The organism is Allobosea caraganae (genome assembly GCF_003351345.1).
Classification (GTDB): domain Bacteria; phylum Pseudomonadota; class Alphaproteobacteria; order Rhizobiales; family Beijerinckiaceae; genus Allobosea; species Allobosea caraganae.
Genome location: NZ_QQTO01000019.1, coordinates 990,363 through 1,015,475, shown reverse-complemented (window position 1 = coordinate 1,015,475; position 25,113 = coordinate 990,363). Strand labels below are relative to the sequence as shown.

The following is a 25,113-nucleotide window of genomic DNA, read 5'->3' as shown; positions in this document are numbered from 1 at the left end:
TGTAGCCGGCGAGCGCGCCGAAGCGCAGGTTGTCGAAGACCGCGACGTCGCCGCCGACCATGAGCCCGCCGCTCGAGCGGGTCAGCTTGCCGGCGTTGCGGTCGCTCTCGCTGCGGCCCCAGGAGCCGTAGCCCTGGCCCCAGAGCGCGAAGCGGTCCGACCTCAACCTCGGCATCGGGCCGGTCGCGCTTGGGGCGAGGTCGGCCGTGAAGCCGTAGTTCATGGTCGCCATCTGCGCCGCGCCGACGGCGCCGAAGGCCGAGCGCAGCCGCCCCGTCGCCGCATCGCGCAGCGCCGAGCTCTCCTCGGCCAGAACGCCCTTCGCCGAGGCGTGGATCTCGCCAGACAGCGCGTCGAAGGCGGCGCGGGCCGCTGGCGCATCGAGCTTGACGACCGCGTCATAGACCGGGTTGCCGGTGCCGAGCTGCTCGCTCGCCGTGGCCGCACCGCCCTGGTTGCGCGTCTGGCCGACGCTGCCGAAGGAGACGTCGTTGCGCTCGATCGTCAGATAGGTCTGCGCAGCGTCGTAGGAGAGGTTCGGCGTCAGGAAGGCGAAGTTGCTGGTGACGCTGCTGAAGCGGCCGGAGACGCCACCCGTGGCGCTGAACAGCTCGTAGCGCGCCGAGGGCTGGACCGTGCCGGTGATCGTTGCGAGCTGTAGCGTCGCACCGGAGACCGTGATCGCGCCGGATGCGACGATCCTGTCCGACCGGCCGGAGCCGTCGACCTCGACCTGGTAGATCGAGCCCGGCGCCAGGGTGACACTGCCATTGACGGTGATCGTGCCGATCGAGTTGCCGGGCGCGACGATGCCGCCACTCTGAACGATCAGGGTCCCGACCGTGCCATTGCCGCCAAGCGTGCCGCCGCTCTGCACCGTGACCGGCGAATTGGCGAGCGAGCCGTTCACCGCGAGCCGGCCTGCGGCGACCGTGGTCGGCCCCGTCAGCCCGCTGGTGCCGGTCAGGTTCAGGCTGCCGGCGCCGGTCTTGGTGAAGGAGCCGGTGCCGTCGATCGCGTTGGCGAAGACGGCATTGGCGGGCTGGTCGATGACCAGCGCCGCGTTGTTCAGGATGGCGCCGCTGCCGAAGCTCGTCGCCGAGCCGATCAGCGTGCCGGCCGAGATCGTGGTGCCGCCCGCATAGCTGTTAACCCCGGTCAGGGTCGTCGTGCCGGAGCCGATCTGCTTCAGCGCGCCCGTACCGGAGATGGCGCCGCCAAAAGTCACCTCGTCCGAGCGCTTGAAGGCCAGCGTACCGTCATTGAGGACGTCGCCCGTGATCGAGCCGGAGGTTCCACCATCGCCGAGTTGCAGCGTGCCGGCCGAAATCACCGTGCCGCCGGCATAGGTGTTGGCGCCGGTCAGGACGAGCGTGCCGGCGCCGATCTGGTTCAACCCGCCGCTGCCGGAGATGATGCCCGCAAAGGTCGCCGCATCCGAGCGATCAAAGGCGAGCGTGCCGTTATTGGTGATGTCGCCCGCAATCGAGCCGCTCGTGCCGCCGGTGCCGAGCTGCAACGTGCCGGCCATGATCGTGGTGCCGCCGGTGTAGCTGTTCGTTCCCGTCAGGATGGTCGTGCCCGAGCCAGTCTGCTTCAGCGCGCCGCTGCCAGAGACCACGCCGGCGAAGCTCACAACGTCCGAGCGGTTGAAGGCGAGCGTGCCGTCATTGGCGACGTCGCCGCCGATCGAGCCCGAGGTGCCGCCATTGCCGAGTTGCAAGGTACCGGCCGAAATCACCGTGCCGCCGGCATAGGTGTTGGCGCCGGTCAGGGTTGTCGTGCCCGAACCGATCTGCTTCAGCGCACCGCTGCCGGACACGATACCGGCGAAGCTCACCGCATCCGAGCGGTTGAAGGCCAGCGTGCCGCTATTGGCGACGTCGCCGGCGATCGAACCCGTCGTGCCGCCATTGCCGAGCTGCAGGGTGCCGGCCGCGATCACCGTGCCCCCCGTATAGCTGTTCGCGCCGGTCAGGATCGTCGTGCCGGAGCCGAGCTGCTTCAATGCACCGCTGCCGGAGACCACACCGGCGAAGGTCGCCGCGTCCGAGCGGTTGAAGGCCAGCGTGCCATTGTTGGTGACATCGCCGACGATCGAGCCGCTCGTGCCGCCGTCGCCAAGCTGCAAGGTGCCGGCGGCGATCGTGGTGCCGCCAGCATAAGTATTGGCGCCGGTCAGGGTCAGCCTGCCCGGCCCCATCTGCACCAGCGAGCCGGTGCCGGAGACGATGTCGGAGAAGCTGACATCGTCGGAGCGGTTGACCGCGAGTCGGCCGTTGTTGACGATGTTGCCGTCGATCTCGCCGCTCGTGCCGCCATTGCCGATCTGCAAGGTGCCGCCGCTGATCATGGTGCCGCCGGCATAGGTGTTCGCACCGGTCAGCACGAGCGTGCCGGCCCCGAGCTTGGCGAGCCCGCCATTGCCGCTCAGCGCCTGGCTCACGGTGAAGCTGTTGGCGGCGTCAGCGATATCGAAGCCGCCACCGCCATTGTCGAAGGTGATCGCGCGGGCAGTCGAGCTGAAGCTCGTGCCGGTGACGCGCAGCACGCCGCCATTGAAGACGAGGCCGGCGGCCGCATCGCCGAGATTGGCGTCGGACGAGACCGAGAGCGTGCCGCTGTTGAGCACGGTGTTGCCGGTATAGGTATTGGCGCCGGTGAGCACGAGCGTGCCGAGATCGGTCTTCACCAGGTCGCTGGCGCCGGTCAGCACGGAGGCGATGGTCGCGGTATAGGCCGCGCCGGCCGAGGTGCCGTCGCCGACGCGGATGATCGCCTGCGCGCCGCTGAGCGCGATCGAGGCGCCCTCGATCCGGTAGCCGTCGGCGGCGAACTGCATGCCCGTCACCGCGATCGCGCCGGCGCCGTCATCGACGGTCACGGTGCCGCCAGAGCCCTGGAACACCATGAAGCCGGGCGTCGCGCTCGGCGGCGCGTTCACGCTGCCGTTCTGGTCGGTCCAGGAGCCGTTGGTGGCATTCCAGGTGCCGGCCCCGCCATCGACGAGGTTGTTGTTAGCGTTGCCGGCGGCCGAGCCATCCCAAAAGTTCAGCGTCAGGCCGGCCGAATTGACCAGGTTGACCTGGGCGGCGACCGAGGTCTGGACCGAGAGGTCGGAGGCCGAGGTGCCACCCGGCAGCGAGCCGATCGACAGGCCGTTATCGGTCAGCGTGCCGCCATAGGTGAACAGCCGGTAGATGCCGCCGCCGAAGCCGCCGGCATCGGCGATGTTCAGCGTGCCGTCGAGCACGAGATTGCCGGTGACGTCGACGCGGTCGCTGCCGGTCAGCTGGTTGGGCAGGCCGAGGTCGAAATCGAGCATCGAGCCGGAGGACAGGTTGAGCGAGCCGACGGCCAGAACGCCGGTGGTCAGCGTGCCGGGATTGGCGCCGGGCGCCAGATGGCCGCCATCGGCGATGGTCACCGCTCCGGCGATCGTGCCGCCGCCGGCCAGCGTCGCGCCGCTGCTGACCGAGACGGCGGTGTCGCCGAGCGAACCCGAGACCTCGAGCGCGCCGCCGCTGACGGTCGTCGCGCCGGTATAGGTATTGGCGCCCGAGAGCGTGGTCTTGCCGGTGCCGCCCGTGCCGCCGGTCGTCTCGAAGCTGCCGGTGCCGCTGATGGCGCCGGCAATGGTGAAGCTGTTGCTCTTGTCGACGACGAGCGCGGCGGCATTGCTGATATTGCCTGAGCCGAGCGAGCCCTGCGTGCCGCCGCTGCCGACCTTCAGCGTGCCGGCCGCGATCACGGTGCCGCCGGTATAGGTCATGCCGTCGCCGAGGATCGTCGTGCCGCTGCCGCGCTGGGCGAAGCTGCCGGCACCGCCGACGGCGTTGGGCAGCGTGTAGACGCCGGAGCGATTGACCGCGAACTCCGCCCCGGACGAGACCGTCACGCCACCGAGGATCGAGCCGGCAGCGCCGCCATCGCCGATCTGCAGCGCGCCGGCATTGACGGTGGTGCCGCCCGTATAGGTGTTGGTGCCGGTCAGAACCGTCCGGCCGGTGCCGTTCTGCTCGACCGCGCCGGAGCCGGAGCCATCGGTGATGACGTAGGTGAAGACGTAGTCGTTCGAGCGGTTGAAGGCGAGGGTGCCGTTGTTGACGACATCGGTCGCGATCGAGCCGGTCGCCAGGCCATTACCGATCTGCAGCATGCCGGCATCGATCGTCGTGCTGCCGGTATAGGTGTTGTCGCCGGCCAGGGTCAGCCGGCCCGTGCCGGTCTTGGTCAGCGAGCCTGCGCCGCTGACGATGCCGGTGAAGGTCGAGTTGGTGTTCTTGCCGGCGCTCAGCGCGCCGCCCGTGCCGAGCTTGACCTCGCCGGCCCCGCTGAGCTCGCCGATACCCTGCGAATAGCCGCCGAGATCGAAGACCGCGCCCGACGAGACCGTGACGTTGCCGCTGGCGTTGAGCCGGTCATTGCCGCCGAGCCGCAAGGTGCCGGCGTTGACGAGGCTCGGGCCGGCATAGGTGTTGGCGCCGGTCAGGGTCAGCGTGTTGGTGCCGAGCTTGCGGACGGCGCCCGATCCGGAGATCTCGCCGCCGAAGCCGGCATCGTTCAGGTTGTCGAACTGGAGCTCGCCGTTGTTGACGACGTTGCCGGTGATCGAGCCGTCATTGGCGCTATCATTGCCGAGCCGGAGCGCGCCGCCGTTGATCGTCGTGCCGCCGGTATAGGTGCTGGCGCCGGTCAGGGTCAGGGTGCCGGCCCCGTCCTTGGTGAAGGAGCCGGACGCAGCGACGCCGTCGAGGACGCGGCCGGCGAAGCTCCGGGTGCCGACCGTGTTGAAGGTGACGTTGGTGCTGACGTTGATGGTGCCGACGATGCTTCCGTCGGTCGTGCCGTCGCCGATCTGCAGCGAGCCGACGGGGACGAAGGTATCCCCGGTATAGGTGTTGTTGCCGGTCAGGATGAGCTTGCCGCCGCCGGCGGTAAAAACCATGCCCGAACCGGAGATATCGCCGGCAAAGGTGTAGTCGTCGGCCCGGCCGAAGTAGAGCGCGCTGTTGTTGACGATGTTGCCCTGGATCGAGCCCGTGGACCCACTGGACCCGATCTGAAGCCAGCCGTTGGAGATCGTCGTCCCACCGGTATAGGTGTTCTCACCGGAGAGGATGAGCGAGCCGCTGCCGCTCTTGGTCAGGGAGCCGGTGCCCGAGATCACGCCGCCGAAGTCCGAATAGCCTGACGCTCGGTTGAACGTCAGCGCGCCGCTGCCGAGCTTCACCTCGCCCGTGCCGTCGAGGCCACTGAGCGTCTGCGCGTGGCCGGCGAGGTCGAGGATGCCGGTCGACGAGGTGATGTTGACCGTGCCGCCGCTATAGAGGCTGCCGCCGCTGCCGAGTGCGAGCGTGCCGCCGCTGATCGTCGTGCCGCCGGTATAGCTGTTGGCGCCGGTCAGGGTCAGGGTGCCCGCCCCCGTCTTGGTGAAGGCGCCGTGCGCACTAGCGCCGTCGCGGACGCGGCCGGCAAAGGTCCGGGTCCCGACCGTGTTGAAGATGACGTTGGTCCAGACGTTGATGTCGCCGCCGATGCTTCCATCGGTCGTGCCGTCGCCGATCTGCAGTGAGCCAGCTAGGACGTTCGTACCGCCGGTATGGGTGTTGTTGCCCGTCAGGATGAGCTTGCCGAGGCCGGCGGTATCGACCTGCCCCGAGCCGGAGATGTCGCCGGCGAAGGTATAGTCGTTGATCCGGGCGAAGGACAGCTGAGCGTTGTTGACGACATCGCCCTGGATCGAGCCCGTGTTTGAGCCGGTGCCGATCCGAAGCGTGCCGCCGGAGATCGTCGTCCCGCCGGTATAGGTGTTCTCGCCGGTAAGCACGATCGCGCTGGAACCGCTCTTGGTCAGCGAGCCCGAGCCCGAGATCACGCCGCTGAAGCTCGACGAGCCGGAGGCCTTGTCGATGGTCAGCGCGCCGCTGCCGAGCTTCACCTCGCCCATGCCGGCGAGGTCGCCGAGCGTCTGCGTGAGGCCGTTGAGGTCGAGGATGCCGGTCGACGAGGTGATGTTGACCGCGCTGCTGCTGGCGAGGCTGCCGCCCGTGCCGAGCAATAGCGTGCCGGCGTTGATCGTCGTCGCGCCGGTGCTGCCGATGGCCCCGGTCAGGGTCAGGGTGCCGCTGCCCGACTTGGCCAGGCCGCCCGTGCCGGTCATCGCCCCATCGAAGCTGATGCTGCCGGCGGTGTTGAAGCTCAGCATCCCGTTATTGACGATGCTGCCGGCGATGCTGCCATCCAGCGTGCCGTCACCGAGCTGCAGAGTGCCGGCGGAGATGGTCGTGCCGCCGGTATAGGTGTTGGCGCCGGTCAGCGTCAGCGTGCCCGTGCCGAGCTTGGTCAGCGAGCCGTCGCCGGAAATCACGCCGCCGAAGCCCGAACTGCCATCGCCGTTGCCGACGCTGAGCGCGCCGCCGCCGCCAAGCGTGAGCGAGCCCGCGCCCGAAAGCGTGCCGATCGTCTGCGTGCGGCCGTTGAGGTCAAAGGTCGCGCCCGCACCGATGCCGAGGCTGCCGGTCGCGGCCAGACTGCCGAGGCTGCCAAGCTGGAGAGTGCCGCCGCTGACCGTCGTGCCGGCCGTGTAGGCATTGGCGCCGTTCAGCACGAAGGTGCCGGTACCGGCCTTGGTCAGCGAGCCCGCGCCGCTGATGACGCCGTCGAAGGTCGAGCTGGCGTCGGCGTTGCCGACCGTGAGCGCCCCGCCTGAGCCGAGCTTGACCTCGCCCACCCCCTCGACCTTGCCGAAGCCTTGCGACTGGCCGTTGAGATCGAAGAACGAGCCGGTCCCGACGCTCAGGTCGCTGGTCGCGAGCAGGCCGCCGCCGGACCCGAGCTGCAAGGTGCCGGCGTTGATCGTGGTGCCGCCGCTATAGCTGTTCGCGCCCGCCAGGATGGCGGTGCCGGCGCCGGTCTTGGTCAAGGCGGCCGTGCCCGCGAGCGTGGCGCCGATCGTCCCGCCCGACAGGTTGAACGCAGTCGAGGCCGTGATCGTGCCCGTGCCGGTGACGCTGCCGCCCGAGACGGACAGCGTGCCGACGCCGAGATTGTAGCCCGAGGCCACGTTCAGCGTCGCGGTACCGCTATTGGTCAGCGTGCCCACGCCGGTCATGTTGCCGCCGGTCAGCGCCAGCGTGCCGTTGTTCTGGTTGCTGATGTCGCCGGTGACGGCGACGTCGCCGCCGAGCACCTTGATCTGCCCGTCATTGTAGATGCCCTGCCCGGCGGACAGCGTCGCCGTCCCGGTCGGGCCGTTGAAGTTGATCGTGCCGCCGCCCTGGTTGTTGATCGCGCCCGCGTCGACGACGCTGCCGCCTGCGCCGACATTGATGATCGCGTTGTTGTACAGGGTATTGCCGGTGCCCTGCAGGGTCGCGCCGGCGCCGATGCCGATCGTGCCCGCGGCGTTACTGATGGTCTGGGCGCTGAGCTTGCGTCCATCGGCGATCGTGGTTGCGCCGTAATTGTTGAAGGTCGTGATGCCGGCCACGTCACCCGCGGCCGTCGCTCCGATCACCGACACGGCGATGCCGCCATTGACCTGGATCGTGTTGTTGAACGTGCCTGCAAGTGTCGTGTTGCCGCCGAGTTCGATCGCGCCGATATTGCTGCCGGCAAGTGCAGTGATGCTGTTGGTGCCCCCGGTGATGATGATGGCCGTCGACAGCGCGCCGTTCACACCGGCCGCGCCGCCCAGGGCACCGCCGGCGATCGTGCCGCTATTGATGATCGTCAGGTTCTGCCCGATGATGCCGACGCCGCCGGGCTGCGGCCGGTACGGTTGGTAGTTCTGGAAATCGGAGCCGCCGCCCCCGCCTTTGATGGTGCCCGTATTCGTGATCGTCAGCCCGGCCGAGCCGGTCGCGGTAAAGCCGTTGCCGCCCCTGCCGCCCACGCCGTTGCCGGAGGGGTCGGTGAACGGGTCGATCGCTCCGCTGGACGAGCCGCCGCCGCCGCCATTGCCGCCGGTGATCGTGCTGGAATTGCTGAGGTTGGTGCCGGTCCCCGCGATGACGCCGGAACCGCCGCCGCCGCCACCGCCACCGCCGCCATACGAGTAATTCGGCACGGAATTGTAGTCTCCGATACCGCCGCTGCCGCCATTGCCGCCGGTAATGGCATTGCTGTTGATCAGATCGGCGTTGAGGGTCCGACCGGCGCCGCCGCCGCCGCCGCCGCCACCACCGGCGCCAGCCCCGTAGCCGCCGCCGCCGCCGCCGGCACCGTCCGAGCCACCGCCGCTACCGCCGCGGTTTCCCTGACCGCCCGTGGACCCGCCGCCACCGCCTCCGGCAGTCGCACTGCCATCGCCATAGGCACCGCCCCCGCCGCCGCCGCCCGCGCTTGAGCCATTGGGCGCGTCGGCGCCATTTCCGCCATTGCCTCCGGTGAACTGCGCCATGGCCGGAACGGCGGAGAAGGCCAGCACCATTGGCATGACCAGCGCCGTGCAGGCCAGGAGCAGCGCGCGCCGGTGCCGCCGGCTGAGCGCCAGTACGACCGGCTTGACCATGTCGTGGCAGGTCTGGAGCGCTCCGCGCGTCGAGGCGCCCTTCGCCTTCCGCAGTCCCGTTCTCGTCTTCGCAGCCATGGCCAAATCCGAATCCTCGGCGCAAAGCGCCCCAGCTTTTGGCGCGGACCCTGTCGCAAGGTCAGCGCCCTTGTCTTCTCATCCAGCGCACGACAGGCCGCGGCTGGCTAAAATCGTTGGGATCGGCAGAAAAGCCTCACCCATCCGGCCCCTTGCCCTGAAGCGAGCGGCGATAATCGCCCGGCGGCATGTAGAAGGCGGCGCGGAAGACGCGGTGGAAGGTCGCCAGACTGTCGAAGCCGCAGGCGAACGCGATGTCGGCGACAGGCTGGGACGGATGCTGGCGCAGGCGTCGGCAGGCCTCGGCGAGCCGGGCGGCCGTGACGCTTTGCGAGAAGCTCTGGCCCGTCGGCTCGAACAGGGCGTGAAGATGGCGCACGGAAATGCCGAGCTGCCCGGCGACGAAGGCCGGCGACAGGCTGGCGCGGTCCGCGTCGCGGCCGATGATATAGCGGGCAGCGGAGAGCCGCCCGACCCGCAGCGCCGCGCGGCTGCTCTCGCTGCGCGCCTCGGCCACGCCGCGCGCGATCAGGGTCAGTTGCGCCAGCGCCTGGACGAGGCTTTCGGCCTGTGCCGAATCGAGGTTGTCGGCCTTCGCCGCCAGGTCGGAGAAGCAGGACTGGATCAGCGCCGTGACGGGCACGCGGTCATCGAGGGGCATGGCCACCAGTTCATGGGCGCGCCTGGTCAGCGCCGCGCCGTTCGGGATCTTGAGGACGCGCAGGTGGAAGCCGGCCGCCGTCATCGGCGCCGTGCTGTAGGGCAGGTCGGAATGGCTCGTCGCCAGCGTGCCGCGCGGCGTGACGAACTCCCCGCCCCGGGCCGCCTCGAACCAGCCGCCGCCGTCGAGCTGCTGGTAGAGGCAAAGGCTGTCGCTCGGCGCCCGCGCGATATCGGCCCTGGTGCGCGAGACGCGGTAGGGCGTGGCGTGCAGCTCGACCAGGGCGGCCGCTCCGAGCGGCCGGATCGTCATGCTGCCCTTGAACTCGCCATCCTGATCGGGATCGAGCTCGGCCGTGACGCCGAACACGCCCTTCGCCCGCACTTCGCGCCAATGCTCGAAGCGCTCGCGTGGAGCAATGTGGTCTGTGGACCAGCTGAACACGCCCGAATGCCCTCGCAGCCGATGCCGACGCATCGGCCTTGCCGAAACTGGAGGTGCATATCAGGGAGAAGTCGTTCTAAAGTAAATATAACTTACCAGCGAATTAAGTGAACAGCCGTTCACAACGGAAGCTCTAGACTAAACCAGAGCGTCATTCTTTCCGCCAAGGTTAATGTGAGCATCGTCCGATCTAAATCTGGAATCAAGACTTGAATACAGATTTTCTCTGCCGCTGAACTGAGGGGCCTTCGCGAATTGCGCCGCCATTGGTCAATGGCGCGGCGCCGCGCCCGGCCGTGGCGGCGCTGCGGCAGATCGTCCGGCCAACAAAACGCCGCCGCGGCCTGCCGGCCACGGCGGCGTCGCTCAGCCGTATCGGCTTACTTCTTGTTGGACTTCGAGCCGACGAGTTCGTCCCACTTGCGGAAGGCCACGACCATCTTCTCGGGCTTGAGCGGCAGCTCGATCGGATTGTTGGCGATGAGATCCGCATATTCCGGCCGGCCGAACTCGGCGATGACGTCCTGGCTCGCCTTGGGCGCGAGCGAGAGCGGCACGTTCTTCACCGCCGGGCCGGGATAGAGATAGCCCTCGTCATAGGCGTAGGCCTGCGCCTTGGGGGTGAGCACGTAGGCCATCATGTCCAGCACCACGGCGAGCCGGTCGTTCGGCACGCCCTTGGGCACGCACATGAAGAACGCGTCGGAGACCCAGTGGAAGCCCTTCAGCGTGCCGATCTTGGCTTCCTTGGGCACGATGCCGAGCGCGCGCGGGTTGATGTCCCAGCCGGTGGTCGAGATGATGATGTCGCGCGAGCCGTCGCCGAACTCCTTCATCGTCGCGCCGGTGCCGGCCGGATAATACTCGATGTACTGGCCGATCTCGGCGAGATAGGCCCAGGTCTTGTCCCAGCCGTTGAGCGGGTCCTGCGGGTCCTTGTCGCCGAGCAGGTAGGGCAGCCCCATCATGAAGGTGCGGCCGGGGCCGGAATTGGCCGGGCGCGCATACATGAACTTGTTGGGGTTGGCCTTGGCCCAGGCGAGCAGCTCCTCGGCCGTGGTCGGCGGCGTCTTCACCCGGTCGGGCATGTATTCGATCAGCGGGCCGGACGGGTAGTAGTTGACCACGACGCCGAAGCCGTCGCCCTGAACCTTGTGCAGGTTGAGCGCGGCCGGCTCGTAGTTCTGCTCGATATTGGGGAACTTGTCGTTGAAATCGGGCAGGATCTTCAGCCAGAGCTTCTGGTCGAGGCCGGCGGCGAGGCCGTCGCTGCCGGTCAGCACGATGTCCAGATCGGCGCGGCCGGCATCCTGCTGCGCCTTGATCTTGCTGGCGAGCTCGGGCGCCGGCGCCTTCACATAGGTCAGGCGCGAGATCAGCTTGGGATTGGCGGCCTTGTAGTCGTCGAAAGCGCGCTGCATCAGCGCCAGCGCGCCGCCGACATCGATCAGGTTGATCGCGACCGGCGCGCTCGGCAGCGGCGGCGAGGCGGCAAAGGCGCCGCTGGCGCCACCGGCAGTGACGGCAGCGAGGCCGCCCAGCACGGTACGGCGGTTAATTCCGGTCAGGTCATGGCTCATGTCATTATCTCCCCTCTTCTTTGCGAAGCTGTTGGACGTCATCGATCAGGCGGCGAAGCGGCGTTCGACCTCGCCCAGGCGAACGCTGCGGACGGCAAGCGCGTCGGACCAGTCGACCTCGCCGAGGTCGAGCGTGATCCCGAAGGCTTTCAGGCTTGGCTCCAGCAGCGCCAGTGGGTGGCCGGAGGCCAGCGCGATCGCATTCTCGGGCGTCGCAAGCCCCCAGGCTACGAGATTGCGCACGCCCTGGTCGAGGCTGAGCGCCGAGCCGGCCAGGCCGACGCCGCCCGGCTGGCGCACGGCGCCGTCAGCCCCAAGCTCGACGCTCATGCCGGCGAAGGGATAGCGCCCCGGCTGCGAGGCGGCGGCCGAGATCGCGTCGGTGACGAGGATGGCGCGCTCCATGCCCTTGGCCCGGATCAGCGCCTTCAGCGCCTTGGGCTGGATATGGATGCCGTCGGCGATGAAGCTCGCATAGAGCCGGTCCTCGGCGAGCTGGGCGAAGATGGCGTTGTTGAGCTTGTGCGCCTGCTGCGGCATGCCGTTGCCGAGATGGGTCGAGAGCGTCGCGCCGGCCTGCGCCGCGGCCTCTGCCAGATCGAAATCGACGGCGCTATGGCCGATCGCGATGATCCGGCCCGAGCGCTTCAGCGCCGCGACCAGCGCCAGCGCGCCCTCGACCTCCGGCGCCAGCGTCACCAGCAGGATCGGCCGGCTGATCAGCCCCTGCAGGCGCTCGACCAGCCCAATGCCAGCCGCCGTCATCGCCTCCGGCGGATGGCAGCCATGATAGCCCTCAGCCGGGTTCAGGAACGGGCCTTCGAGATGGTAGCCCGGGCACATCAACCTCCCGAGCCGGCTCTCCGAAACGGCCTTGTCGAGTGCGATAAAACGCTGCTCCAGCTCGTGGGGGTGAGCCGTGATGATCGTCGGCAGGCAGATCGTCACGCCGGTGGCGAGCATCGCCTCCAGCGCATGATCGAGCTCGGCGGTGGTGATCGTGCCGGAATTGAAGTCGATCCCGGCGAAGCCGTTGACCTGGAGATCGATCAACCCGGCGGAGCGCATCGCCGTCACGCCTTTTTCAGCAGCGAGGCCGCCGGCGGGTCCATGAACAGCACCGTATTGGCGTGCTGCTGCAGGATCGAGGCCGGATAGAGCGGGCTGACCGGCCCCTCGACCGCAGCCTGCGCGGCCTTGGCCTTGCGCTCGTCCGGCACCGACAGGATGATCAGCTCGCTCTTCATGATCTGCCGCACGCTCATCGAGATGGCGCGCTCCGGCACATCGGCGAAGGTCGGGAACCAGCCCTCGCCGAATTGCTGGTTGCGGCAGGCCTCGTCGAGCGTCACGACGATATAGGGCTGCTCGGTCTCAAAATCGGCCGGCGGATCGTTGAAGGCGAGATGGCAGTTCTCGCCGATGCCGGCGAAGCAGACATCGATGCGCTTGCCCGCGATCAGGGCGTTCAGGCGCGCGGTCTCGGCCTGCGGATCACCCTCCCCGTCGACCGGGATGAACTCGGCCTTGCCGCCAGTCGGCGCGACGAAGCGCAGGCGCAGATAGCGCCGGAAGCTCGCCGGATGCTCTTCGCTCAGGCCGACATACTCGTCGAGATGGAAGGCGGTGATCTTCGACCAATCGATGCCCTCGGCCGCGACGAGATGGGTCAGCACCTCGAACTGGCTCGCCCCCGTCGCGACGATGATGTTGGCGTGGCCGTGCTTGGCGAGCGCGGCGCGGATGGCGTCGGCTCCGAGCTTGGCGGCCTGCCGGCCCAGCGTGTCCTTGTCGGCGACGATGCGGAGATCGATCATGCTATTTTTGAACCTGCAGCAGAAAAAATGTTTATATTTCCTGCGACAAACTCTATGTGGACCGCCTGAAAAGGCAATGGCTATTTTTAAACACAGACGTTCGAAATAGAGGCAGACGCGCCCCGTGTCGCTCGCAACGGTCGACGAGATTCCCTTCGCCACGCCCTATGAGCGCGACTGCGCCCGGGTCTACGGGCTGGTGGCGCGCGGGCTGGCGCATTCGCGCGTCGAGATCACGCGGCAGCTGGAGCTGCGCTCGACCACGACCTCGCGCGTCGTCGCCGACCTGACGGCGCGCCGCCTCATCCTCGAAGTCGCCGGCGAGACCGCCGGGCGTGGCCGGCCGGCCGCAGTGCTGATCGCCAATCCGCGCCGCATCGGCGCCTCCGTGATCTATGTCTCCAGCCAGTCGCTTTCCGGCGCGCTGGTCGATCTCAACGGCCATCTGCTGGAGGAGCGCACGATCCCGCTGCCGCCGCAGGCCGACAACGACGCGCTCGCCGCCGCCATGGCCGAGCTTGCCGGCTTCCTCGTCGCCGCCATGCCGCGCGGCATGAGCCATGCCGGCACGGCCGTCTCGCTCTCCGGCCTGATCGACATCCGCGAGCGGCAATGGCTGATGGCCTCGCGCTGGCCAAAAATGCGGGGGCTCGACATCCAGGCCATTCTCGAGCCGATCGCCGGCCCGGTCGAGATCTGCCGCAACCTCGATGCCGAGCTCAGGGCGCGCGCGGCGCGCGAGCCGCTTCTCTTCGCCGGCGGGGCGCTCCTGGTGCATTGGGGCTGGGGCATCGGCCTCGCCTATGCGGTCGACGGCCAGTCCTTCTCGCCGGCCGGCGGCTCCTTCGGCGAGATCGGCCATTGGCGCTTCTCGGTGCTGGACGGACGGCGCTGCGGCTGCGGCAACACGGCCTGCCTGGAGACCGGCGCCGCGCTCTGGTCGCTGCTGCCGCTGTTGCGTGAGCGCTGGCCCAATCTCGGCGAGGACGAGGCCCGGCTGAGCGAGCAGCTCTCCGGCTGCGACCTGCTGAGCCTGCCCGAGATCGATCAGGCCGCCCGTGTCCTGGCGCGGGCGCTTGCCAATGCCTGCCGGCTGTTCTTCCCCAACCGGATCATCGTCAGCGGCCCTTTCGTCGCCAACGCGCAGCTCTGGGCACATTTCGACGCGCTGTTCCGGGCCGAGGGCACGCTTGAAGGGCTGGTCATGCCGCAGCTCGCCAGCGAGCGGGCGAACCCGCATTTCGAGATCCACGGCGCCGCATCCCCGCTGCTCAGCCGGGCGGCTGAGGCGCTGTTGCGGGGCGGTTAGACCCCGGGGCTCGGTGGCCTGACAAGCGCGATCGCCTTGCGCACCAGCGGCGGCAGGTCGGGATGCTCCGCATGGTAGGTCGCGAGGAAATCCCCGCGCATGCGCCGGCCCCAGGACTGGTTGATGTGATCGGCGATAGCCGGCACCGCCTGATCCTCCGGATAGGATTTGAAGAAGTCGGCGATCTGGCTGGCCATCTGCCCGAGCTTGACGAGATTTGCCGCCCTGGCAGCAGCGGGATCGCGGTGGTCGTGCGTGTCGTGGCTCGTGCTGTCTTGGCTCGTGCTGTCTTGACTCGTGCTGTCTTGGCTCATCGCGCTTCGGTTTCCAGTTCCTCGGCAAGCTTGCCGGCAAAGAGGATCGCGGCATCGTCGCGGGCGACCGAGACCAAGGTTAGCCCGAGCTTCTTCGCCCGTTCGATCGCGAGCGAGGTCGGCGCCGAGATCGTCACCAGCGCGCCCGCGCCGAAGATCGCGGTCTTCTCGACCATCTCGAAGGAGGCGCGGCTGGTGACCAGCACGAAGCCGCCGCGCGCGTCATGGCCGGCACGCAGCCTGGCGCCGATCAGCTTGTCCAGCGCATTGTGCCGCCCGACATCCTCGCGCGCCGCCAGGATCTTGCCGTCGCGGTCGCACCAGGCGGCGGCATGGACCGAGCGCGTCAGCCGGTTCAGCGGCTGGTGCCGCGTCAGAGCTTCCAACGCCGCCTCAATGGCGCCGAGCGCGATCGGCGGCTCGTCGCCGGTCTGCTCGCGCGCCATCGGCACCTCTTCGAGCGTCTCGACGCCGCAAAGCCCGCAGGAGGTTCGGCCCGAGAGGTTGCGCCGCCGCGCCAGATGCTCGCGGAAGCGGCCGGGTGCGAGCTCGACCGCGACCTCGATCCCCTCCTCCTTTGGCGTCACCACGATGCCGCGAATCTCGTCGACGCCGCGGATGATGCCCTCGGTCAGGCTGAAGCCGGCGACGAAATCCTCGAGATCGGCAGGGCTCGCCATCATCACCGCATAGGGCATGGTGCCGTAGACGATGTTGACCGGTGCCTCGACCGCGACCTCGGCCGCAACCTCCGGCAGCAGCCCGCTGGCGAAGCGCAGCGGCCTGACCGGAACCGCGTGGGAGGCCGGCGGCTGGGCCGGAGTGCTATTCTGCGGCATCCTGCAAGCGTCCTGCGATGCGGCGCAGCGAGAAGTCTTCCTCGCGGTTCTTCTCCTGCCACTGCGAATAGTAATTCGTACGCCGCACCTCGACCGCCGTCACCTTGTATTCCGGGCAATTGGTCGCCCAGTCCGAGAAGTCGGTGGTGATGACGTTCGCGCCGGTCTCGGCATGGTGGAAGGTGGTGTAGACCACGCCCGGCTGCATCCGCTCCGAGACCTCGGCGCGCAGCGAGATGTCGCCGGAACGACTTGCCAGCGAGACCAGGTCGCCATCCTTGATGCCGCGGCTCTCGGCGTCGAACGGATGGATCTCCAGCACGTCCTGCTCATGCCAGCGGCTGTTCTCGGTGCGCCTGGTCTGCGCGCCGACATTGTACTGGGACAGGATGCGCCCGGTCGTGAGGATCAGCGGGAAGCGCGGCCCGGTCCGCTCCTCGGTCGCCAGGAACTCGGTGATCATGAACTTGCCCTTGCCGAGCACGAAGCGGTCCACATGCATCAGCGGCGTGCCGGTTGGCGCCTTCTCGTTGCAGGGCCACTGCACCGAGCCGAGCTCGTCGAGCTTCTTGTAGCTGACGCCGGCGAAGGTCGGGGTCAGCCGCGCGATCTCGTCCATGATCTCGCTCGGATGCGCGTAGCTCATCTCGTAGCCGAGCGCCTTGGCGAGGTCGAGTGTGACCTGGAACTCGGCCTTGCCCGACATCGGCGCCATGACCTGCCGGACGCGGTTGATGCGGCGCTCGGCATTGGTGAAGGTGCCGTCCTTCTCCAGGAAGGAGGAGCCCGGCAGGAAGACATGGGCGTATTTCGCCGTCTCGTTCAGGAACAGGTCCTGGATGACGACGCATTCCATCGCGGCGAGGCCGGCCGTGACGTGCTTGGTGTTGGGGTCGGACTGGGCGATGTCCTCGCCCTGCACGTACAAGCCCTTGAAATTGCCGCCGACCGCCTCGTCGAGCATGTTCGGGATGCGCAGGCCCTGCTCGGAATCGAGCTGCACGCCCCAGATCGTCTCGAAGATCTGGCGCGTCGCATCGTCGGAGACGTGGCGATAGCCGGTGAACTCGTTCGGGAACGAGCCCATGTCGCAGGAGCCCTGGACGTTGTTCTGGCCGCGCAGCGGGTTCACGCCGACGCCCTCGCGCCCGATATTGCCGGTCGCCATGGCGATGTTGGCCATGCCCATCACCATGGTCGAGCCCTGGCTGTGCTCGGTGACGCCGAGCCCGTAGAAGATCGCGCCGTTGCCGCCGGTGGCGTAGAGCCTGGCAGCGCCGCGGACATCGGCCGCCGGCACGCCGGTGAACGCCTCGCTCGCCTCGGGCGAGTTGCGCTCGTCGGCGACGAAGCGGGCCCAGAGCTCGAAATCGGCGAGGTCGCAGCGCTCGCGGACATAATCCTCGTCGATCAGCCCTTCGGTAACGATGACATGCGCGATCGCGTTGATCAGCGCGACGTTGGTGCCCGGCTTGAGCGGCAGGTGGTAGTCCGCCTTGATATGGGGCGACTTGACCATGTCGATCCGGCGCGGGTCGGCGACGATGACGCGCGCGCCCTGGCGGATGCGCTTCTTCATCCGCGAGGCGAAGACCGGGTGGCCGTCGGTCGGGTTGGCGCCGATGACCAGGATGACGTCGGCCTTCTCGACCGACTTGAAGTCCTGCGTGCCGGCCGAGGTGCCGAGCGTCGTCTTCAGGCCGTAGCCTGTCGGCGAATGGCAGACGCGGGCGCAGGTATCGACGTTGTTGTTGCGGAAGCCGGCGCGCACCAGCTTCTGCACGAGGTAGACCTCCTCGTTGGTGCAGCGCGACGAGGTGATGGCGCCGAGCGATTCGCGCCCGTATTTCAGCTGGATGCGCTTGAACTCTGAAGCGGCGTGGGAGATCGCCTCCTCCCACGAGACCTCACGCCAGGGATCGGTGATCTTGGCGCGGATCATCGGCTTGGTCATGCGGTCCTTATGGGTCGCGTAACCGAAGGCGAAGCGGCCCTTGACGCAGGAATGGCCCTCATTGGCCTTGCCGTCCTTGTACGGCACCATGCGGATGACCTTGTCGCCCTGCATCTCGGCCTTGAACGAGCAGCCGACACCGCAATAGGCGCAGGTCGTGACCTTGGAGTGCTCGGGCTGGCCGTGCTCGATGACCAGGTTCTCCATCAGCGTCGCCGTCGGGCAGGCCTGCACGCAGGCGCCGCAGGAGACGCATTCAGAGCCGAGGAAGTCGGTCGGGCCGGCCGCCACGCGCGAATCGAAGCCGCGGCCGCTGATCGTCAGCGCGAAGGTGCCCTGCACCTCCTCGCAAGCACGGACGCAGCGATTGCAGACGATGCATTTGGTCGGGTCATAGGTGAAATACGGGTTGGACGTGTCCTTGCCGAGGAAGAGCACGTTGTCCGCGCCGTCCTTGCCCTTGGCGAAGACGTGGTTCTCGCCCTCGTAGCCATAGCGCACCTCGCGCAGGCCGACTGCGCCGGCCGCGTCCTGCAGCTCGCAATTGCCGTTGGCCGAGCAGGTCAGGCAGTCGAGCGGGTGGTCGGAGATGTAGAGCTCCATCACGCCCTTGCGCAGGGTCGCGAGCTGCTCGGTCTGGGTCCTGACGACCATGCCCTCTTCGGCCGGCGTGGTGCAGGAGGCGGGCGTGCCGCGCCTGCCCTCGATCTCGACCAGGCAGAGCCGGCAGGAGCCGAAGGGCTCGAGCGAATCGGTGGCGCAGAGCTTGGGTATCTTGGTGCCCATGCTCATCGCCGCCGCCATCACCGAGGTGCCGGCCGGCACCGTGACGCTCTCGCCGTCGATGGTCAGCGTGACCAGCTTGTCCGAGACCCGGATCGGGGTGCCGAAATCGAGTTCCTTGATCAGGCTCATCGCAGAATCCTCAGCTTTCTTGCCTTACTCGGCGGCCAGCGGCAAAACCGGCCGGTCGAAATCTTCGGCGAAATGGTTCAGCGCGCTCATCACCGGCATGGGGGTCAGGCCGCCCATGGCGCAGAGCGAGGCGTCGGTCATCAGCTTGTTGAGGTCGCGCAGCACCGCGATGTTCTTGGGCCGCTCGTGGCCTGCGATGATGCGGTCCATCGTCTCGACGCCGCGCGTCGCGCCGATGCGGCAGGGCGTGCACTTGCCGCAGCTCTCCTTGGCGCAGAACTCGAAGGCGAAGCGGGCCTGCCTGGCCATGTCGACCGTGTCGTCGAAGACGACGATGCCGCCATGGCCGAGCATCGCCTTGATGCTGGCCAGCGCCTCGTAGTCCATGGCCACGTCGAGCTGCCCGGCCGTCAGATAGGCGCCGAGCGGGCCGCCAACCTGCACGGCGCGGATCGGCCGGCCCGAGAGCGTGCCGCCGCCGAGATCCTCGATGATCTCGCGCAGCGAGATGCCGAAGGCGAGCTCGACCAGCCCGCCGCGCTTGATGTTGCCGCCGAGCTGGACCGGCAGCGTGCCGCGCGAGCGCCCCATGCCGTAATCGGCATAGGCCTGCGCGCCGTGCTGGAGGATCCAGGGCACGGCGGCGAAGGAGAGCACGTTGTTGACGATGGTCGGCTTGGCGAACAGGCCCTTCAACGCCGGGATCGGCGGCTTGGCCCTGACGATGGCGCGCTTGCCCTCCAGGCTTTCGAGCAGCGAGGTCTCCTCGCCGCAGATATAGGCGCCGGCGCCGAGCCTCACTTCGAGATGGAAGGCGTGGTTGGTGCCGAGCACGGAATCGCCGAGCAGCCCGGCATTCTCGGCCTTGAGGATGGCGCGGGAGAGCGCCTTGTGCGCATGCGGATATTCCGAGCGCAGGTAGATATAGCCTCTGGTCGCACCGACCGCGACCGCGGCGATGGTCATGCCTTCGATCAGCAGGAAGGGGTCGCCCTCCATCAGCATGCGGTCGGCGAAGGTGCCGCTATCGCCCTCGTCGGCATTGCAGACGATGTATTTCTGCTCGGCCTGGGCGTCGTGGACGGTCTTCCACTTGATGCCGGTCGGGAAGCCCGCGCCGCCGCGACCGCGCAGGCCCGAGGCGCGCACGGTCTCGACGATCTCGGCGCCGGTCAGCGACAGCGCCTTCTGCAGGCCCTTGAGCCCGTCATAGGTGCGGTAGTCGGAGAGCGAGAGCGGGTCGGTGACGCCGATGCGCTCGAAGGTGACGCGCTGCTGGCGCTTCATCCAGTCGAGCTCCTCGGTCTTGCCGAGATTGAGCTCATGCGCGGCCCCACTCAGGAAGCCGGAATCGAACAGGCCGGCGACATCGCCAGTCGCGACCGGGCCATAGGCGATGCGCCCGTCCGGCGTCTCGACCTCGACCAGCGGCTCCAGCCAGAGCATGCCGCGCGTGCCGTTGCGGATGATCTCGACGCTCAGCCCGCGGGCCTCGGCCTCGCGCGCCACGGCTTTGGCCACGGCCTCGGCGCCGACGGAGAGCGCGGCCGCGTCGACCGGAACGAAGACCTTCACGGATGGGGCGTCGCTCATGCGTCGGCTCCGTGATGGGAGCACAAAGCCGCGAGCAGATCGGCATCGAGCCGCCCGATCAGCTCGCCATCGACCAGCGCCGCGGGTCCGAGCGCGCAATTGCCGAGGCAATAGACCGTCTCGATGGCGACATCATGCGAGTGCGCCAGCGCGCCGACATCGATGCCGTGATCGCGGGCGAGATGGTCGACCATCGTCTCGCAGCCGAGCGCCTGGCAGGCCTCGGCGCGGCAGAGCTTGATCACCCGGCGCGGCGCCGGCGAGGTCTTGAAATCATGATAAAAGCTAATCGCGCCATGGATTTCGGCGCGCGACAGGTTCAGCGCATAGGCGATCACCGGCACGATCTGCGGGTCGACATAGCCGAATTCCTCCTGCAGGGCGTGCAGGATCGGCAGCGTCGCTCCTTCGAGGTGAGACAGGCCCGACACAATCGAGCGCGCCTCGTCCTGATCCCAAGCTGGATATCGAACCATCGTTCCTCCATGCCGGCCGCTTCGCGGCTCTGCTTGTGGACATGATGGCCAAGTTTAGGATGATTTCAAATCGATTGTGCCAACTGTTAGATAGCCAAGAGCTATCAAAGATCAGTCAGAACGAGGCATCGCCCTCGCAGGAGCCCGCAACATGGGCCTACGCCTCGGCGCCTGACGCAAGAAGATGCCCCTTCTGGCGCCCCACGATAGGTTACGACTATTTAACGATCGGCAGCCTCGGCAGCGCCGCCTCGACGACCGTATCGGACATCATCAGCAGGTTGCGGGCGAGCGGCGCGAAGGGCTGGCGGTCGGCCATGATCAGCCCGATCGTGCGCCTGGCATCGGGCTCGGTGAGCGGCAGGGCCTTGGTGCCGAGCGGCAGGCCAAAGAACTCCAGCAGTTGCGACGAGACGATGCTGGAGACGCCCTGGATGCCGGCATGGGAGCAGAGGTTGAAGATCGAATTGGTCTCGATCGCCGGCTTGGGCGCGTGCCCGACCGAGCGGAAGATGCCGTCGATGATGCGCCGGTTCTGCATGTCGGCGGTGAGCAGGCAGAGCTTGAGATCGGCGGCCTCCGCCCAGGTGATGCTGTCGCGCCCGCCGAGCGGGCCGTCCTCGCGCGTCAGCAGCACGTAGGATTCCTGGTAGATCGGCTTGGCGATGACGCGTTCGAGTGGCTCGTTGTCGAGATAGGTCAGGCCGACATCGAGTTCGAAATTGTCGATCCGGTCCTGGATCTCGGTCGAGGTCAGCGACAGCACGGTCAGCGAGGCGCCGGGATAGCGCGTCGAGAACGGCGCGGTGATATGCGCGATCATCGGCAGCGCGGTCGGGACGGCGCCTAACCTGATCCTGCCGCTGACGCCGTCGCGCAGCTCGGCGATCGCGTCCTTCATCTGGTCGGCCTCGGCCAGGATGCGCCGCGCATGGGCGAGCACGAGCTCGCCCTCCTTGGTCAGGCCCTGGAAGCGCCGGCCGCGCTCGACGATGAGGACGCCGAGCTCCTCCTCGAGCTGCACGATCGCGGCCGAGAGCGTCGGCTGCGAGACATGGCAGGCCTCGGCCGCGCGGCGAAAGTGCTTCTCGCGGGCGAGCGCGTCGAGATAGACCAGTTGGCGAATGATCATGAAGGCGCGGCCACATCCCTTGCTCGGAACCGCGGCTGCGAGGGCGCCGCGGTTGCCGGCAGTTTCCTCGCCAATTCAGAAACTTGCAACGCCGCAGCCCCGACCTCGGCGCGGGAGCGTTCATTCATAGCTCTGCGGTGCCCATTCCATGGTTTCACGTCACGGCTTGAATTCCGCGAAGATGTTCGACCATGATGGCAGAGGTCAAAAGACCCTGGGGGGCATGACGTGCTGCTGCGACACCGGACCAGACAAGCCGCGACTTCGCCGGCACCCTCCTCATTTCCCGCCATCACTACTGGCGCGCGCGCCGCGTTTCCCTTTCGTCGGCCATCGGGATTGACCGCCGCAGGCGCCGCGCTGCTGGCGCTCGCCCTCGCCGGCTGCGGCACGATCGGCGAAACCGCGCTCGACACGGCGGCCCCGCAAGCGGTCGGCTCGGCCCCGCCCCCGCCCGCGGGCTTCACCAACGCACGCCTGATCGGGCGCTGGGGCATCGCCTCCTACCACACCGAGAAGGACCGCAAGCGCACCGAGGCGCAGGCCAAGGCGCAATGCGGCCAGCCCTACACCATCACCAAGGGCCCGACCGACGGCGTGATGATGCATGTCGCCGACGACCCCAAGCCCTATGAGCTGAAGCTCAAGGCCGGGCCGGCCAACAAGGTCTACCTCGGCTTCGAGGCCCCGGCCGGCGATCCGCAGGACCGCGAGGTCCAGGCGGTCTCGAGCAACATCCTGACCATGCGCTTCGTCGACGCCGACGCCGACCGGCGCTACGGCACCTTCGTCTACGTGCGCTGCGGCGCCTGATCGCCAGCGCTTCCGGAGAATGACACCATGGGCACCAGCCTGAAGCTCGACATCCTGGCCGCGGCCGCCCTCGCGCTCGTCGCGCTGGCGAGCCCGCCAACCCTGGCGCAGGGCGCGCCCAAGGCGGCCGAGCAGGAGACCATGGATATCGGCGACGAGCCCGGCCGCGTCTCCGACGAGCACGTCCACGCCGACGGCGTCTATGCCAAGCAGATGGTGCTGTTCCGTTCGAGCGAAGCGCCGGGCACGGTGATCATCCAGAGTTCCGAGCGCTTCCTCTATGTCGTCCAGGGCAATAACCGCGCCCTGCGCTATGGCATCGGCGTCGGGCGCGAGGGCTTCCAGTGGTCGGGACTGGTCAAGGTCAGCCGCAAGTCGGAATGGCCGGACTGGCGCCCGCCCCCGGAGATGATCGCGCGCCAGCCCTATCTGCCGCGCTTCATGGCCGGCGGGCCGGGCAACCCGATGGGCGCGCGCGCGCTCTACCTGGGCTCGACGGTGTTTCGCGTCCACGGCACCAACCAGCCGGAGACGATCGGCCAGGCGATCTCGTCGGGCTGCTTCCGGCTCGCCAATGGCGACATCATCGATCTCTTCGAGCGCGTGCCCGTCGGCACCAAGGTGATCATCCGGCACAGCGCCAGCCTGTAGCCGCGTTCAAACCATAGTTCTTGCGTCACGGGGACCGCTCATGTTGCACGCAGTCAAGGCTTACGCCCGCTCCGCCCTCGCCGGCCTCGGCGCGGCCGCGCTCTGCGCCGTCGCGATTCCCGCCGCGGCCGGAACGCTCGATACGGTGAAGCAGCGCGGCACGCTGCAATGCGGCGTCAGCGAGGGCCTCTACGGCTTCTCCGAGCAGAACGGCCAGGGGCAATGGTCGGGCTTCGACGTCGATTTCTGCCGCGCGGTCGCGGGCGCGATCTTCAACGACCCGTCCAAGGTGAGCTTTGTGCCGCTCTCGGCCAGCGATCGCTTCGAGGCCTTGAAGGCGGGCAAGGTCGACCTGCTCTCGCGCAACTCGACCTGGACGCTGGAGCGCGAGGCCGGCCTCGGCCTCGCCTTCGCCGGCATCAACTTCCATGACGGCCAGGGCTTCCTGGTGATGCGCAGCCTCAACAAGGATTCGGCGCTCGACCTCGACGGCGCCAAGGTCTGCGTCGAGGCCGGCACGACGACGCAGGCGAACCTCGCCGACTATTTCCGCGCCAACTCGATGAAATACGAGGAGCGCGCCTTCCCAAAGAGCTCGGAAGCGCTCGCCGCCTTCGAGGGCGGCCAGTGCAACGTGCTGACCCGCGACCAGTCGGCGCTCTATGCCGAGCGGCTCAAGCTCGCCAAGCCCGGGGACGCGATCATCCTGCCCGACGTCATCTCCAAGGAGCCGCTCGGGCCGGTGACCCGCGCCGACGACTTCCCCTGGTTCAACATCGTCAAATGGGTGCACTTCGCCCTGATCAATGCCGAGGAGCTCGGCGTCACCTCGGCCAACACGGCCGACGCCATCGCCTCGGCCAAGCCCGACGTCCGCCGCTTCACCGGCGCCGAGGGCGGGCTCGGCAAGATGCTCGGCCTCGACGACGCCTTCGCCATCCGCGCCGTGAAGGCCGTCGGCAACTACTCCGAGATCTACGAGCGCAATCTCGGGACGCGCTCGCGCCTCGGCATCCCGCGCGGCCTCAACCAGCTCTGGAGCATGGGCGGCGTGCTCTACGCCCCGCCGCTGCGCTGATCCGACTCTTCGCCGGGCGAAAAGCAACAATCGACCCGGCGCAACACCCCGCTCCCGCCGCTCGGCTATAAGCGCCGGACGGGCATTCGCCCGGCGTCAGCGAGGAGCATTGGCATGAGCGGCATCGAGGTCGAGCGCAGCGCGTCGGGGATCGTCACGCTCTGGCTGAGCAATCCCGGCCGGCTCAACGCGCTCTCCAACCAGATGGTCGCCGGGCTCGTCGCCGAGATGACGGCGCTCGCGGGCGACGCGAGCTGCCGCGCCGTCGTGCTGCGCGGCCGGCAGGGCGCCTTCTGCGCCGGGCGCGACCTCAACGACCTCGCCGCCCTGCAGACTGCGCCGCCCGAAGAGGTCGAGCGCATGTACGACCTGATCGAGGGCATGAACCGCGCGATCTATTTCTGCCCGAAGCCGGTGGTCAGCGTGGTCGAGCGCGTCGCGCTCGGCATCGGCACGATGATCGCCGGCTGGGCCGACATCGTCATCGCCGAGGAAACGGCGAAGCTGGGCTTCCCCGAGGTACGCCACGGCATCGCGCCCTATGGCGCAGTGCCGAGCCTGCTCAAGCTGATGCGCCCGCGCGACGCCGCCGACCTGCTGCTCTCCGGCCGGACCTTCGACGCGCATGAGGCGATGCGCCTCGGCCTCGTCAGCCGGGCCGTCCCGGCAGCAAGGCTGGAGCAGGAGTTGGAGGAGACGCTGACCGCCATCCTCGCCGGTAAGCCCGGCGCGTTGGAGGAGACCAAGCGCTTCCTGCGCCATTGCGAGGAGCTCGGCTACGAGGACGGCATCGCGCTCGCGACCAAGAACGCGAAAGCCAAGACCGGCAATGCCGAGCTCAAGGACGGGCTCGGCGCGTATGCGGGGCGGCGCAAGTAGCGCGGAACCTTCGCTTCACGGCCCGAACAGCTCAGCCCTCATCCTGAGGAGCCGCGCAGCGGCGT

At 68.1% G+C, this 25,113-nt stretch carries 16 protein-coding genes; 5 read left to right on the top strand and 11 right to left on the bottom strand.

All coding sequences use genetic code 11. From position 1 onward, the window contains the following. The 5 genes from DWF00_RS12980 to DWF00_RS12960 all read right to left on the bottom strand — a co-directional run. A partial coding sequence (locus tag DWF00_RS12980; protein WP_181832509.1) for an autotransporter-associated beta strand repeat-containing protein occupies positions 1–8,593 on the bottom strand: 8,593 nt, incomplete at its 3' end. A 136-nt stretch (positions 8,594–8,729) separates the two neighbouring features. After that, positions 8,730–9,698, bottom strand: a complete 969-nt coding sequence (locus DWF00_RS12975; protein ID WP_114827954.1) for an AraC family transcriptional regulator — start codon at positions 9,696–9,698, stop codon at positions 8,730–8,732. A 380-nt stretch (positions 9,699–10,078) separates the two neighbouring features. Next, the gene (locus tag DWF00_RS12970; RefSeq protein ID WP_114827953.1) at positions 10,079–11,278 is read right to left on the bottom strand and encodes an ABC transporter substrate-binding protein; all 1,200 of its coding nucleotides are present in this window, start codon (positions 11,276–11,278) and stop codon (positions 10,079–10,081) included. Between the two features lie 45 nt (positions 11,279–11,323). After that, entirely contained in the window at positions 11,324–12,346 is a 1,023-nt protein-coding gene (locus tag DWF00_RS12965; RefSeq protein ID WP_114828047.1) for an N-acetylglucosamine-6-phosphate deacetylase, read from the bottom strand. Between the two features lie 5 nt (positions 12,347–12,351). Then, positions 12,352–13,095 carry a glucosamine-6-phosphate deaminase gene (locus DWF00_RS12960; protein ID WP_114827952.1) on the bottom strand — a complete coding sequence of 248 codons (744 nt, stop codon included), beginning with the start codon at positions 13,093–13,095 and terminating at the stop codon, positions 12,352–12,354. A 124-nt stretch (positions 13,096–13,219) separates the two neighbouring features. On the opposite strand from DWF00_RS12960, the gene DWF00_RS12955 reads away from it, so the two are divergent. Beyond that, a complete protein-coding gene (locus DWF00_RS12955) occupies positions 13,220–14,404 on the top strand; it encodes an ROK family protein (RefSeq protein WP_114827951.1) in 1,185 nt (394 codons plus the stop codon). Here DWF00_RS12955 and DWF00_RS12950 read toward each other — a convergent pair. The 6 genes from DWF00_RS12950 to DWF00_RS12925 all read right to left on the bottom strand — a co-directional run bounded on the left by DWF00_RS12950 (position 14,401) and on the right by DWF00_RS12925 (position 21,627). Beyond that, on the bottom strand, positions 14,401–14,718 hold the full coding sequence (locus DWF00_RS12950; RefSeq protein WP_114827950.1) for a formate dehydrogenase subunit delta: 318 nt from the start codon (positions 14,716–14,718) through the stop codon (positions 14,401–14,403). The genes DWF00_RS12955 and DWF00_RS12950 overlap by 4 nt on opposite strands. Continuing rightward, entirely contained in the window at positions 14,715–15,557 is an 843-nt protein-coding gene (gene fdhD, locus DWF00_RS12945; protein ID WP_114827949.1) for a formate dehydrogenase accessory sulfurtransferase FdhD, read from the bottom strand. Before fdhD ends, DWF00_RS12950 begins: the two co-directional genes overlap by 4 nt. Beyond that, a complete protein-coding gene (gene fdhF / locus DWF00_RS12940; protein WP_114827948.1) occupies positions 15,544–18,426 on the bottom strand; it encodes a formate dehydrogenase subunit alpha in 2,883 nt (960 codons plus the stop codon). The genes fdhD and fdhF overlap by 14 nt, the downstream gene beginning before the upstream one ends. Before the next feature lie 24 nt (positions 18,427–18,450). Beyond that, positions 18,451–20,019, bottom strand: coding sequence for a formate dehydrogenase beta subunit (locus DWF00_RS12935; RefSeq protein WP_114827947.1), 1,569 nt, complete (start codon positions 20,017–20,019; stop codon positions 18,451–18,453). Next, positions 20,016–20,495 (bottom strand): NAD(P)H-dependent oxidoreductase subunit E, encoded by a 480-nt coding sequence (locus DWF00_RS12930; protein WP_114827946.1) that lies wholly within the window; start codon positions 20,493–20,495, stop codon positions 20,016–20,018. The genes DWF00_RS12935 and DWF00_RS12930 overlap by 4 nt, the downstream gene beginning before the upstream one ends. Positions 20,496–20,712: 217 nt before the next feature. Then, entirely contained in the window at positions 20,713–21,627 is a 915-nt protein-coding gene (locus DWF00_RS12925) for a LysR family transcriptional regulator (RefSeq protein WP_245973851.1), read from the bottom strand. A gap of 339 nt (positions 21,628–21,966) precedes the next feature. Here DWF00_RS12925 and DWF00_RS12920 point away from each other — a divergent pair, with 339 nt between their 5' ends. The 4 genes from DWF00_RS12920 (at position 21,967) to DWF00_RS12905 (ending at position 25,048) form a co-directional block, all read left to right on the top strand. Beyond that, positions 21,967–22,440: a hypothetical protein gene (locus DWF00_RS12920; protein WP_114827945.1), complete on the top strand. Its 474-nt coding sequence runs from the start codon at positions 21,967–21,969 to the stop codon at positions 22,438–22,440. Positions 22,441–22,467: 27 nt separating this feature from the next. Then, positions 22,468–23,091 (top strand): L,D-transpeptidase, encoded by a 624-nt coding sequence (locus DWF00_RS12915; protein WP_114827944.1) that lies wholly within the window; start codon positions 22,468–22,470, stop codon positions 23,089–23,091. Between the two features lie 40 nt (positions 23,092–23,131). Next, positions 23,132–24,169, top strand: coding sequence for an amino acid ABC transporter substrate-binding protein (locus tag DWF00_RS12910; protein WP_114827943.1), 1,038 nt, complete (start codon positions 23,132–23,134; stop codon positions 24,167–24,169). A gap of 114 nt (positions 24,170–24,283) precedes the next feature. Further along, entirely contained in the window at positions 24,284–25,048 is a 765-nt protein-coding gene (locus DWF00_RS12905) for an enoyl-CoA hydratase/isomerase family protein (RefSeq protein ID WP_114827942.1), read from the top strand. Positions 25,049–25,113: the final 65 nt, after the last annotated feature.